General features: G+C 34.2%; 10 protein-coding genes. 7 read left to right on the top strand and 3 right to left on the bottom strand.

Features of this window, described 5'->3' with window-relative positions; translation table 11 throughout:
• The first annotated feature begins 12 nt into the window (after positions 1–12).
• Both DB891_RS07645 and DB891_RS07640 read left to right on the top strand, forming a co-directional pair.
• The gene (locus DB891_RS07645; protein WP_116762405.1) at positions 13–1866 is read left to right on the top strand and encodes a TonB-dependent receptor plug domain-containing protein; all 1854 of its coding nucleotides are present in this window, start codon (positions 13–15) and stop codon (positions 1864–1866) included.
• Between the two features lie 6 nt (positions 1867–1872).
• Positions 1873–2940 carry a YncE family protein gene (locus DB891_RS07640; protein ID WP_116762207.1) on the top strand — a complete coding sequence of 356 codons (1068 nt, stop codon included), beginning with the start codon at positions 1873–1875 and terminating at the stop codon, positions 2938–2940.
• Between the two features lie 183 nt (positions 2941–3123).
• On the opposite strand, the gene DB891_RS07635 is transcribed toward DB891_RS07640, so the two are convergent.
• Positions 3124–3744, bottom strand: coding sequence for an N-acetylmuramoyl-L-alanine amidase family protein (locus DB891_RS07635; protein ID WP_116762205.1), 621 nt, complete (start codon positions 3742–3744; stop codon positions 3124–3126).
• Between the two features lie 72 nt (positions 3745–3816).
• Positions 3817–5289: a S41 family peptidase gene (locus DB891_RS07630; protein WP_116762203.1), complete on the bottom strand. Its 1473-nt coding sequence runs from the start codon at positions 5287–5289 to the stop codon at positions 3817–3819.
• A 122-nt stretch (positions 5290–5411) separates the two neighbouring features.
• Here DB891_RS07630 and DB891_RS07625 point away from each other — a divergent pair, with 122 nt between their 5' ends.
• From DB891_RS07625 to DB891_RS07610, 4 genes are all read left to right on the top strand, one after another.
• Positions 5412–5921 carry an RNA polymerase sigma factor gene (locus DB891_RS07625; RefSeq protein ID WP_116762201.1) on the top strand — a complete coding sequence of 170 codons (510 nt, stop codon included), beginning with the start codon at positions 5412–5414 and terminating at the stop codon, positions 5919–5921.
• Entirely contained in the window at positions 5908–6357 is a 450-nt protein-coding gene (locus DB891_RS07620) for a hypothetical protein (protein WP_116762199.1), read from the top strand. Before DB891_RS07625 ends, DB891_RS07620 begins: the two co-directional genes overlap by 14 nt.
• Positions 6358–6438: 81 nt before the next feature.
• Positions 6439–6966, top strand: coding sequence for a DUF4252 domain-containing protein (locus DB891_RS07615; protein ID WP_116762197.1), 528 nt, complete (start codon positions 6439–6441; stop codon positions 6964–6966).
• A 1-nt stretch (position 6967) separates the two neighbouring features.
• Positions 6968–7507, top strand: coding sequence for a DUF4252 domain-containing protein (locus DB891_RS07610; protein WP_116762195.1), 540 nt, complete (start codon positions 6968–6970; stop codon positions 7505–7507).
• Positions 7508–7647: 140 nt separating this feature from the next.
• On the opposite strand, the gene DB891_RS07605 is transcribed toward DB891_RS07610, so the two are convergent.
• Complete coding sequence (locus DB891_RS07605; RefSeq protein ID WP_116762193.1) at positions 7648–7911, bottom strand: hypothetical protein; 264 nt, start codon at positions 7909–7911, stop codon at positions 7648–7650.
• A gap of 894 nt (positions 7912–8805) precedes the next feature.
• Here DB891_RS07605 and DB891_RS07600 point away from each other — a divergent pair.
• Positions 8806–12900 (top strand): S8 family serine peptidase, encoded by a 4095-nt coding sequence (locus DB891_RS07600; protein WP_116762191.1) that lies wholly within the window; start codon positions 8806–8808, stop codon positions 12898–12900.
• Positions 12901–12902 lie beyond the last annotated feature (2 nt).

Raw genomic sequence — 12902 nt, 5'->3', positions numbered from 1 at the left:
AGTTCAGAAATTATGACTTTAAGAAAACTAATATTTCCCTTTTTTGTTTTAATGTGCCAATTGATTTTGGCGCAAAATGATTCTATAACCAATTTAAAAGAGGTTGTAGTTTCCGATCGTACTTTGTATTCAAACAATAAATCACAATCGATTCAAGTTCTTAATGATTCGGTGATTAGCAAAAATCAATCTTCCCTTACCAATTTATTAAACTATAACAGTGTGTTGTATTTCAAGGAATACGGGCGTGGAATGTTGTCTACGGTTTCTTTTAGAGGAACTACCGCTTCGCAAACTGCCGTAATTTGGAACGGTATAAATGTCAATTCTCAACTCAACGGTAGTGCCGATTTTAATACTTTCACGTCTCCAGATTTTAATACCATTAGTGTAAAAGCCGGTGGAGGAAGTGTGAGTTATGGAAGTGGAGCCATAGGAGGAACCGTTCATTTGAATAATAATTTGGTTTTCAAAAATAAATTTGAAAATGATTTGCGATTAGATTATGGTAGTTTCAATACTATAGGAGTCAATTATAAAATGATTCTTTCTAATAAAAAATGGAGTACTCAAGTTGGTTTTTCCAGAAATAGCTCGGATAACGATTATGATTATGTAGGGCTTTATACTTGGAAAGGAGTCCAACGCAAAAATGAAAACGGACAATATGCCACAACCAATTTGTCTGCCAATGTGGGATATAAAATTAAATCCAATGCTGTCCTTACCTTTTATAGTCAATCTTCAAACACGGACAGACATCTTTCGTTAGTCTCTGAATCCGATTCAAAAACAAAATACATCAACACCTTTAGCCGTAATCTTTTAGAATATACTGAAACCAAAGATCGTTTTAGCAGCAATTATAAAGTAGCCTATCTTACAGAGCAATACCAATATTTTGGAGATATCGAAAGTAATTTTTTTAGTTTTGGAAAATCAGAATCGCTAATCGCTAAAATGGATTTTGGGTATCAAGTACTGGAATCCATTAAATTGAATGGAATTTTAGATTACAACCGTACCAAGGGTTTCGGTAGCAGTTTTGGTGATAATACCAGGCAAATTGGAGCAATTGCATTCAAAGCAGTAGAGCAGTATAATGATAAATGGCAAAACGAATTGGGCTTTAGGAAAGAAGTAAGTTCTGATTATGACAGTCCATTTTTGTTTTCATTGGGTTCATCCTATATTTTTAATTCCTTTTATAATTTAAAAGTCAATCTATCCAGAAACTTCAGAATTCCAACGTTTAATGATTTGTATTGGGAATCAGGCGGTAATCCAGATTTGAAACCAGAGAGTTCTTATCAGGCTGAGGTTGGTAATGTTTTTAAATATAAAAAATTCACTTTATCAGAAACTGTTTATTTTATAAAAATTGATGATTTGATTCGTTGGGTTCCAGGAAAGGGAGATAATTGGTCACCAGAAAATACGGATCGTGTAAATACGTATGGAGCCGAAACAATTTTTGGGTGGTCTAATACGTATGATGCAACTAATTTTGCTGTAAACGCAACTTATGCCTACACAGTTTCAAAAAATGTAGATACAAATAAGCAATTGTTTTTTGTGCCGTATCATAAAGTAACAGGTTCTTTTGCTTATTCCTATAGTAAGTTCTCTGCTAATTGTCAGTTTTTATACAATGGGTTTGTATATACTCGATCTGATAATGATCCAAATGAAATTATAGAAGGCTATCCCGTGTCGAATGTTGGGTTTGATTATGATTTTGGGTTGTTAAATTCTTCAAAACTAGGTTTTCAAGTTTTGAATGTTTTTAATCAAAAATATCAAAGTCTAGAGGATAGACCTATGCCAGGACGCAATTTTAATATGTATATAATCCTTAAATTTTAAATAGTTATGAAGTTCAGTAAGTTTTTTTTTGTTGCTCTTGTGAGCGTTTCGGCATTCGTTTCATGTACGAATAATGATGATGATAAAGTAGATTCTGGTGATTACAATGAAGGAATCTTGGTTTTGAATGAAGGTAGTGCAGGTCAGGGATCAGTTTCTTATATCAGTAATGATTTGGCAACTTTCACTCAAGATGCTTACACTAAGGTAAATGGTGATGATTTGTTAGGTAAATATGTGCAATCTGTCTTTTTTGATGGAGACAAAGCTTATATAATATCAGGAGGTTCAAATAAAATTACGGTTGTAAATAGAAACACGTTTAAGATTATTGCCAAAATTGAATCGGGACTTGTAAAACCAAGATATGGTGTTGTAAAAGACGGTAAAGCTTATGTGACGAACGCTAATACTTATGCTGATTGGGGGGCGCCAGCTGATGCTCCTGGATATAAGGATGATTATGTTGCTGTTATCAATTTGGCTACTAATTTAGTGGAATCAAAAATTGAATTGAATGCGACAGCTAATAGGATAGTGTTAGAAAACGGAAAATTATATATTTCTGAGCCTTATAATAATGATAAATTGTTAGTGGTAAATCCTGCAACAAAAACTTTGGAAACCCCTATAGCTGTTGGTTCTAAAGCAGACACTATGGAATCAAAAGATGGTATTTTATATGTTTTGAGAAGTTCAAACGGAGTAGCTAGTGAAATAGTGAAAGTAAAATTATCGGATAAAAGTATGAGTAAAATCACTTTCCCTGCGGATTTTAAAAATGCTAAAAATCTTGATATCGATCAAAATAAAATTTATTATACTGTTGGAACATCGGTTTACGGAATTGCTATCACTGCTGCCGAAGCTTCAAACACTGCTATTTTTAGCTATACATCTGCATCTGCTTATGGAAAAATGTATGGTTTTGCAGTAAAAAACAACCATATTTTCATTGCTGATGGTGGAGATTTTTCTGCAAATAGTAAAGCGTTTGTTTATTCACTTACAGGGATTTTAGAAAAAGAATTTACAGTTGGTGTTGGTCCAAATGGTTTCTATTTTAACGATTAATTTTTAGACCATTAGTCTGTTCTTAGTCTAATGGTTTTGATATAATGCTGCTGTCTGTTTTATTTTGTTCTCTCGATAGTTTAGGATTGTTGAACTAATTTGAAATAACAACGGTATTGGATTTTGTTTATGAAAAAAGAAAAAGGCTCTCAGTGATGAAAGCCTTTTTTGATTAGGTTTTTTTTATTTTAATTCAGATAAGAAGAAAACTATGTTTTTGGCAATCTCATTTTGTTCGTTGTCATCTGTCAAGTATTTTTTGTCGTAGTCATTAGTTAAATAACCAAGTTCAACAATTACTGCGGGCGCCTCAGATTTTTTAATAATATGAAAGGGAGCTGTTTTGGTATCTGATACTTTTAATGAATTGTTTTTGGCTAAAGCCAAATTTAATTTACGGGCTATTTCACTAGACTTTTCAAAGAAAGGCGATTTATCACTAACATAAAATTCCACCCCCGATTTTGCATGGTTTGTACTGGAGTTTACATGTAAGGATAAAACTAAATCGGGTTTAATAGCGTTTATATACTCCGTTCTTTTGTCCAATGTCATTAACTCATCAGAAGTTCTGGTGAGTTTAACGATAATGTTTTTGTTTACATTCAAAGACTTCACTTTTTCTGCAATTTGAGAAACAATCACTTTTTCATAAGTGCCATTCGAGGTTGCGCCAAAATCAGATCCTCCGTGTCCTGCATCAATAACTACTGTGATTGGTTTGGGCTCGTTTGCCATTGGTTTAATAAAGGCAGATGAAATAAGCGCAATAAGTGCTAGAAATAAGAGTGATGTCTTTTTCATTGTAATTTGTTTTTTAAGGTTTGTCAGACAACAACGTATTTATTTGTAGTATTATTGTGTTGATAATTGTTTTTATTCCAAAGATTTCAATAGCCCAGCAGGTACTTTATCAACATACATTTGGTTTTGTCCAGAAATTGATTTTGAGTCTTCAAAATACGGGAATACTTTTCCTTTGTTGGTTTTAATCATTTTGGCAGTCCCTGTAATTTTCCCAATAGCGGTGCTCAATAAAGGTTCAGAGCTTGTACCTAATACACCCATGTCTCCATAATTTTCCTTTAATTCATAAGTTGGCGTTAAACCATTAAGATAATCGCCAAAATTTGCTGCATTTACAATTTTTAAAACTAAAGGCTGCATGGCATAACGGTGATTTGGGTTTCTCTTTTCTTTTCCGAAAGTAGGGGAGTCGTAAATGGTGATAGATCCCACATTTTTCCCGGTAGTTACTTCTCCAATTTGCACCACATCAATGTAAGGTTTCAAACCGTTAATCACCAATTCGCTGGCCGAAGCGGTGCTTATTGTAGTTAAGATGTAAATTTTGGTAAGGTTTAAACTGTTTATAGGTGTGCCTTGAATAGTGTTTGTAAAATAATTATTCAATGCATCCGGGTCTTCAGATTCGAAATAGGCATTGATTTTGGCATTCCATTGTTGTTTAGAAAACACTTGATCAGTAAATTGTCCAGTAATCATACTGGCCAAACGAGTTGAAGACTGCACTGAGCCTCCGGAATTGTATCTTAGATCTAAAACTAAATCCGTAACACCTTGTGATTTTAATGTTGCAAAAGCATCATTGAGTTGGGTGTCATAGTTGGGATAAAAACCGTTGTACATTAAGTATCCTATTTTATGAGATCCAGATTCAATTACAGTATTCATTAAAATTGGATTTTCGTCAAGAACCGTTTTTGTCAAGGTTACTGATTTTCCGTTGGGAGTGATTGCTCCTCCGTCATAATCGGCTAAATTAAGGGTATAACTTTCAGTGCCATATAATAGTTTTTGGTAATTACTGGTGGTAAGTTTAGTTCCGTTAACAGCATAAAAGATATCTCCACGTTTAATGTCTTTGGTAGAAGCATCTGAGTTTGGAAGGATATATCGAACAAAACCGAAAATTTCTGTAGATTTTACTGATTTGTAGCGCAAACCAAAATCGACCCCGTTATTTTTAGTAGTCCCCTGAAGCATACCTTCCAATTCGAGATAGTCACTGACAATCCAACTGAATCGGTCAACATATTCTCCTTTTTTAGGATACAGACTTTCGGGTTTATAGAGTAAACTTTCGAATAATGTTTCTGGTTTTGAGTATCCAGACAAAAAAGCATTTAGTTCTTTTTGATTTGCAAATCGATCATCGTCTAAATTAGGCACATCGGCTTGCCATAAATAATATAAATTAAGACCTTTCCAAATAAAATCATTGATTTGTAAAGTTGGAGGAGCTGCAACATCATCCATATCTTCACAACTCTGAAAAATAAAAAGGGCTAAAAATACTAAAAGTATAATTTTAAAAGATGTCTTCATATAATGTTTTATAGTAGGTATAGAACGCAAAAGTAGTAACTTTAGTCTTATTTTAATTTTTTTTGTAACAAATATAATAGTGTATCGTCTTGATTGTATAACCGAAGTAATAAAACCAATTTATGAACCAAAATGAATTCGTGCTTTTAATCAATCCATTCAAGGACAAGCTCTTTCGATTGGCCAAGCGATTGCTCGTAAGTACTGAGGAAGCAGAAGATGCTACTCAGGAAATTTTGGTAAAATTATGGAGTAAAAATGAGAATTTAGAATCGTACAATAGTGTCGAAGCAATGGCAATGACGATGACTAAAAATTATTGTTTGGATCAGTTAAAATCGAAAAGAGCCAGTAATCTGAAAATTGTACATAATAATTATACGGATAGAGAACCGAGTTTAGATAAAAAAGTAGAAGATAATGATAGTTTAGATTGGGTTGAAAAAATTATCAATCAATTGCCAGAACAACAACGATTAATTATTCAGTTACGCGATATAGAACAATGCGAATTTTCGGAAATCGCAAAAATAGTGGAGATGAATGAAACTGCTGTTCGAGTGGCACTTTCTAGAGCAAGGAAAACAATTAGAGAATACATGTTTAAAACACACAGTTATGGAGTTCAGTAAAATAGAAGCACTTTTAGAAAAATACTTTGAAGGAGAGACGAGTATTGCCGAAGAAAACGAGTTGAAAGACTATTTTTCTTCTCCAAATGTAGCGGAACATTTAGAGCAGTATCGACCTTTATTTGGGTATTTTGCAGAAGCAAAAGAACAAAAGCTGACGAATAATGTAACACTGATTTCTAAAAAGCGAAAAGTGGCATGGTTATCGTTAGCAGCTTCAATCGTTATGATGATAGGAATTGGAACGTACACTTATTTTAATGTGAATACGGTGAAGGAAAATCAAGAATTAGGAACTTATGATGATCCCGAAGAAGCTTTAGAAGCAACCCAGAAAGCGTTGGCTATGTTGTCGGATAATGTAAATGTAGGTATCGAAGGGGTGCAATACCTTCAAGTTTATGAAATAACCAAGAATAAAGCATTTGTTGAATAAAAATAAAGCGAGAGTGATTCTAGAGCATTCAAGCCCAATAGTTGAATTGAATTTTAAAAATAATCATTAAATCAAAATAAAATGAAGAAGTTAATAATCACATTAGTAGCAGTATTAGTATCAAGCCCGTTTTTTGCACAAGGAGCATTCGATAAATTTGACGGGCAAGATGATGTAACATCGATTGTAGTCAATAAAAAAATGTTCGAATTGATGAGTAAAGTAAAAGTGGACACCTCCGATAAAGAGGCGCAACAATACATGAATTTGATTAAGAAATTAGATAATCTAAAAGTGTTTACCACTCAAAGTACGAGGGTAGAAGGGGAAATGAAATCGGCTACCGAGAAATACATTAAAACAGCCGGTTTAGAAGAGCTAATGCGCGTAAATGACAAAGGAAGAAACATCAAAATTATGGTGAAATCTGGAGCCAAAGATTCTCAAATAAAAGAGTTGTTGATGTTTATAGAAGGAGGAAAAGAAGATGATACCGTTTTAATGTCGTTGACGGGAGATTTCGATTTGAATGAGATTTCAGTACTGACAGATAAAATGAGAATCCCAGGTGGAGATGATTTGAAAAAAGCAACTAAAGGTAAAAAGTAAAATGAGAGTCATACTATTTATAACCACGTTGCTAGTCGGTTTAGTTTTTGGAAGCTGTAAATCAGAACCAACTTTGCAAAAATACTTTGTTGAAAATACAGAGAACAAAGATTTTATTGCCTTGGATATTTCATCAAACATTTTGAATGTGGATCAAGCAAAATTGACAATAGACCAAAAGGAAGCTTTGCATTCTTTTGAAAAAATGAATGTTTTGGCCTTCAAATTGAATGATAAAAACAAAGTGCAATTTGAAGAAGAACGTGCCAAAGTCAATTTGATTCTGAAAGATACGATGTACCAACAGCTGATGAAATTTAGTTCAGGCAAACAAGGAGCTTCAGTAAGTTATGTTGGGGCTGATGACCATATTAATGAATTTGTGTTTTTTGCCAATAAAAATGATGCGGGTTTTGCTGTTATTAGAGTTTTAGGAAAAGATATGAATCCAACGAATATTATGAATATGATTTCGGTGTTAAAAGAGTCAAAGATTGATTTAGAGCAATTAAAGCCATTACAGGAGTTGATCAAGAAATAAGATTGGATTTTGATTTAAAAAAAAGCGTTTCGATAGTTTCGAAACGCTTTTTTTTATTCTTCTTTGATTATCTCCCAATTGATTTTAAATCTACAAGAATTTAACGTTCCAATAAAAAACGGTCTTAATCGAAAATTTTTTTATTTAACATTCTCCTGTTCTAAATCGCCAACGGCGGCAATCTGGTCAAGTATATTAGTTTGATTGGGTGAAATATAGTTTTTCACTTCGCTAACATTTTCTTTCTTAAAAAGAAGGTCTAACGCATTGTACAGTCTTAATAAAACTTCTCGATCGGCTGCCTCAATTTCTAAGGCTGTGTTAAAATTAAAAACATAATTATTCGAATTGCGAACTTCTACTTTTATCGTTTTTGACGTGATTTTAAATTTGACTATGTCCATGTTGTTCCGTTGTTCTTTTTAGGTATTCGACATTCTCTTAGCGAGTTCTGTTTTTATTGTATTTTTTTGTATTGTAAATCGTCGTCTGTTCTCTATTATATTGCCTGCTAAAAATAGTGTTTTGATTTGATGTAAATATAAATCCTTCGATAAATATTAAGGATACTAAATTCTTTTTTCTAATTCAACGGATTGGGTTCTAAAAGGTGTTATTTAGTCCAAACGGCCCTATCTGCTTCGAAAATTAAAATAGTTGAGTGAATTTTAAACAGTAAAAACGAAAAATTAGATTCCATTTATATCTTTTCTGCTTAATGTTCATATCTCGATTTATAAAATTTCTCACTCGAGTTCCTCACTTGAGAAATTTTAATTCGATATTTTTCAAATATAATTCTAATAAAAAAACCTTAAACGGTTGATGTTTAATGGTTTGATTTTTGTAGCGAAGACGGGAGTTGAACCCGTGACCTCAGGGTTATGAAAATTGAAATTTGATGTTTTCATCTTGTAATTACCTAATAATGAGTCGATTGTTTTTTATGGCAAATCGGTTTTGTTAGATTTTTTAATTTTTTCTCACTCTTTTTCCTCACTTCTTTCAATTCAAAATGAGTTTTTAGAATCGGTGTGATCTTGGATGAAATTCATCTATATGCTGTAAAAATTATAAAAGCGGGACCAGAACCCATTAAAACAAATTACACATGGAAAATTATATTTTTTATACGGAAAATTCGGAAACTAGTAAAGTAATGTAAACTAAATGGTTTATGTTTGTACAACTGTGCGATTTTTAATATGAAATTTATATAATTTATTCATTTAAAATATAGCTCTCATTCGAACCATAAATTTCCAAGACCTATCACTACTTTTAAATAATCGTTAATTATGAAAAAAACTTTACTTCTGCTCTTATTGGTTTCACCGTTTATTTGGTCACAGAAACACGATCCGCGTCAGGACATGATGAACTTTACTCCCGGAAAGATCATTGTAAAATTAAAGGACAATGTAAACGCCAAGGTTTCCTATACCAGCAAAGGCGTTGGATCCACTACCGAAAACATTGGCAAACTTCTGGGGATTGAAAACAAAGTTTCTACATCAACAGTGATGTTTTCACAACAATCTGTCGAAAAAAGTACGATGCGAAAACAATCTGGTTTTAAAGATACTAGATTGAAAGAAGTGCACTCTTTAAAAAACATCTTTGTGTTAGATTTAAAAGACAAGCAAGAAGATGTTTTGACCCTTGCTGAAAATCTTAAAAAAAATCCTAGTGTAGAGTACGCCGAACCAGATTATACCTTTAACGTAAATGATTTTACGGTGGATTCTAAAGAATATACCGAAGACGAACTAAAAAAACTAAAAAACAATACCGCTACCCCTGTCACTCCAAATGACCCTTTGTACAGCCAACAATCGAATATTACGGCTACCCGCATAAATGAGGTTTGGGATACTTACGGTACCGGAAATGGCTCACAAACAATTGCCATTCTAGATACGGGGGTAGATTACAACCATCCTGACTTACAGGCCAACATTTGGACCAATACCGCTGAACTCAATGGCATTGAGGGATTTGATGATGACAACAATGGTTTTATAGATGATATTAGAGGTTGGGATTTTATTAATAATGACAATGCTCCACTGGATGATAACATGCACGGAACCCACGTAGCGGGAATTGCTGGTGCGGTTGGCGGTAACAATCTTGGGATTGCCGGAGCCGCCTGGAATATAAAACTGATGCCCCTAAAAGTGTTTCAAAGCAATGGCGAGGGAAATGCGAGCACAATTGCATTAGCCATACAATACGCCAGTACTAATGGCGCAAAAATTATAAACATGAGTTTTGGTTCTTCTGCGGAATCCATAACGATGCGTAATGCATTGGAAAATGCCTATGCGACCAGCGTATTGGTCGCGGCAGCGGGGAATAATGCACTGTGCATCGGTCCTGGTAAATGCGAGGATGGCCTTCCGGGCATGCCATTTTACCCGGGGGCTTATTCTTTTGTTTTAGGAGTACAAGACATCGCTAAATACTCTAACTATGATCAGGATGGTCCAACATTTTCCGGATATCCTAATCTTTTAAATTATGAATTAAAAGCGCCTGGTTCAGGAATTATGAGTACGGTACCAAATGGAGGATATCGCGCTTTGACCGGTACTTCTATGGCAGCCCCACTGATTTCTGGAGGGATTGCATTATACTTACAACAAAAGCCAAATGACAGCAAAGAATTATTATTCGGTAATTTGATAAACACATCGACATCCCTTGTGAACTTCAAAGCCGCAATTGAGATTACTCCTAAACCGGAATTAAAGGTATTGTCAGCCATTAACAAAGACAACAGCGTTAGCCAAAACGGCAATGGCTTTCTGGAACCTAATGAGATTATTGACATTTTACCTTTGGTGAAAAACTATTGGGGACCAACAACTGATGTAAGAGTGGGGATAGAATTTGCCGAATTTGAAGACCAAACCAAAGCCACCATTTTAGAAAACGAAATTGCCATTGGTTCCATAGCAGCCTATGCGAGCCTTCAGGATTTAACAAAATCATTAAAAATACGAATTGCACCCAATGTAGCCAATAATGTCAATATCAAGTTTAATTTAAAGGTTTGGTCAGGACCGAATAAAGAATATTTAACTTCTACGGAATATGTGATTAATGTAAAGAATTCCATTCTTTTATTTGGAGTTATCAATCAAGATATGACACTGTATCCCGACAAAGAGTATCTCGTTTCAGACAATGTGATTATAAGTGAAAATTCAATTATAACAATAAAACCCGGAACCACCATTAAAATTTCAGATGGAAAGAAGATTTCTTTGATAGATAATTCCAGAATGATTGCAGATGGAACTAAAGATTCAAATATTATTTTCACAAATGAAGGTAATGGCTGGGCAGGACTTTCGATATGGAATAACAATATGGACAATTCTATTTTAAATTTTGTAAAAATACAGAATGTAACTTCATATGTAGTTTTATATGGTAATAAAATAAATGCATCTAACGTACTAGTATCTGACAGTTTCTGTATCGATCCTTTTGGTCTATATAGTCCTTCTATATTAACAAAAAGCAATTATTATTACAATCGAAATAGACAGTTGTATTATAATGGTAAAGATTTCATTGCTAAAAATATAAACTTCATTAGTAACAAAAGCGAATACCCGTTTAGCAGGAGTTCAGGAATTTTATTTCAAGGAAACAGCAACCGTTTGAGCAAAATTAACATTTATGATAATGATATTTCCTTTAAAATTGAAACGAACTCAACAACACCTCTAATAGAAGCTTACTTAGGAACTTCAAACCCATCAAAATATAGAAGAGAAATTCAAGATGCTTTAAATAATAGCTCATACTCTGGATTAATGAATATGGGAAGTATCTCAAATATTCCCTATGAAGAAAACCACGGTATAGTTTGGAAGGTGCTAGTCAATGGAAAAGATACCCAAGATGAGTACGATGTAATGGATCCAATAGGAATAGGCACTCATCAATTTGATATCTATTTCAATAGAGCTATGGACACCAATTATCCTCCCCAGATAAGTTATGGAGTTCGTGAGCCATATAATCAAAAAATTATTTCCGAAAAAGGCACCTGGTCACCAGATGGCAAAATTTATAGCGTAATGCATGAGGTAAAAATTGGAGCCGCCGATGGAATTAATAGGATACGTGTGCAAGGAGCAAGAGATTTAGATTATTTTGATATACCTGTTGAGGATTATAGGTTTAATATGTTGGTGCAAAGTGCGGGTTCTGCCTCCGTTGGTTTTGGAGCCACTCCGGGACTTGGAAAGATCTCATTGGATTGGGAAACACCATCCGGTACTGCTATTGACGACGTATTGGGTTACAATATGTATCGCTACAAAGCCAATACAGACGAAACTTTTACGGAACCCGTAAAGATTAACCAAAACCTTATTACCACGCCAACTTATACTGACTTTGATGTCTCGGAAGTGCAAACGTACTACTACAAATACAAAATCCTTAGGACCAGTTTTGAGGAAACCGATTACTCCAAAACCGTGGCTACAAGTCCACTAACTTCCAAACTTGGAGACGGAAATGGTGATTTCAGCGTGAACGTGATGGATTTGGTTCAGTCAGTGGATTATATTTTGGGTAACAACCCAACCCCTTTTATTTTCAAAGCGGCAGATGTCAATGCAGACCAATCCATCAATGTATTGGATATCGTGGGAACGGTTGATATTATTTTACGTCCAAAAACAGGAAGAATTGCATCTGCTAAAAACAAAATCACATATTACTCCAAAGAAGCCGTGGGCGATGCCTTATTCTATTGGGAAGGAAATGATTTATTTGTAGAATCGAAACATGCTATTGGCGGACTTCAACTGGCGTTTAACACTGATTTTGAATATACAAAATCAGCTGCCGTATCCAGTTTTGAATCCATCTCCTATCAGCAGGACAATCAGAAAGTCATTATGATCTATAGCTTTAGTGGTTCCGATATCCCAGCTGGAAAAACAAAATTGTTGACCAAAAATGCTTCTGTTGAAGGGCTTTTGGACATTAGTAAAGCGGTAGTGGGAACGCCAAATGGCAGCAAACTAAATGCATTATACAATAAAAATGCAATTCCAGGTATTGTCGCTCCTTTGCAAACTAATTTTTCTGAAATTACCAGTTTAAGCCCTAATCCAACCAGCGGAACAGTAAATATAGAATATTACCTGCCGGAAAAAATGGATGCCGTTTCGTTTAGTGTTTATGACTTACAAGGCAAAAGAGTATGGAATCAAGACCATTTTAAAAACACTTCGGGATACAGCACTGCAAACTTAGAATTGAATGGTCTTAGTGACAATATGTACATCTTAGTCATGGATGTGGAAAGAAATGGAGAGCTAAAAGACCGTATCGTGAAAAAAATAATTGTTAAAAAATAACA

Source organism: Flavobacterium laiguense, assembly GCF_003097655.1.
Classification (GTDB): domain Bacteria; phylum Bacteroidota; class Bacteroidia; order Flavobacteriales; family Flavobacteriaceae; genus Flavobacterium; species Flavobacterium laiguense.
Note: the sequence above shows the minus strand (reverse complement) of the source record. Positions and strands in the feature narration are given on the sequence as shown.

What these genes read in the sequence shown, in the direction of transcription:
- DB891_RS07615 (WP_116762197.1), top strand. Translation starts at nt 6,439, where the DNA reads ATGAAGAAGTTAATAATCACATTAGTAGCAGTATTAGTATCAAGCCCG.
- DB891_RS07640 (WP_116762207.1), top strand. Translation starts at nt 1,873, where the DNA reads ATGAAGTTCAGTAAGTTTTTTTTTGTTGCTCTTGTGAGCGTTTCGGCA.
- DB891_RS07625 (WP_116762201.1), top strand. Translation starts at nt 5,412, where the DNA reads ATGAACCAAAATGAATTCGTGCTTTTAATCAATCCATTCAAGGACAAG.
- DB891_RS07645 (WP_116762405.1), top strand. Translation starts at nt 13, where the DNA reads ATGACTTTAAGAAAACTAATATTTCCCTTTTTTGTTTTAATGTGCCAA.
- DB891_RS07635 (WP_116762205.1), bottom strand. Translation starts at nt 3,744, where the DNA reads ATGAAAAAGACATCACTCTTATTTCTAGCACTTATTGCGCTTATTTCA.
- DB891_RS07605 (WP_116762193.1), bottom strand. Translation starts at nt 7,911, where the DNA reads ATGGACATAGTCAAATTTAAAATCACGTCAAAAACGATAAAAGTAGAA.
- DB891_RS07600 (WP_116762191.1), top strand. Translation starts at nt 8,806, where the DNA reads ATGAAAAAAACTTTACTTCTGCTCTTATTGGTTTCACCGTTTATTTGG.
- DB891_RS07610 (WP_116762195.1), top strand. Translation starts at nt 6,968, where the DNA reads ATGAGAGTCATACTATTTATAACCACGTTGCTAGTCGGTTTAGTTTTT.
- DB891_RS07630 (WP_116762203.1), bottom strand. Translation starts at nt 5,289, where the DNA reads ATGAAGACATCTTTTAAAATTATACTTTTAGTATTTTTAGCCCTTTTT.
- DB891_RS07620 (WP_116762199.1), top strand. Translation starts at nt 5,908, where the DNA reads ATGGAGTTCAGTAAAATAGAAGCACTTTTAGAAAAATACTTTGAAGGA.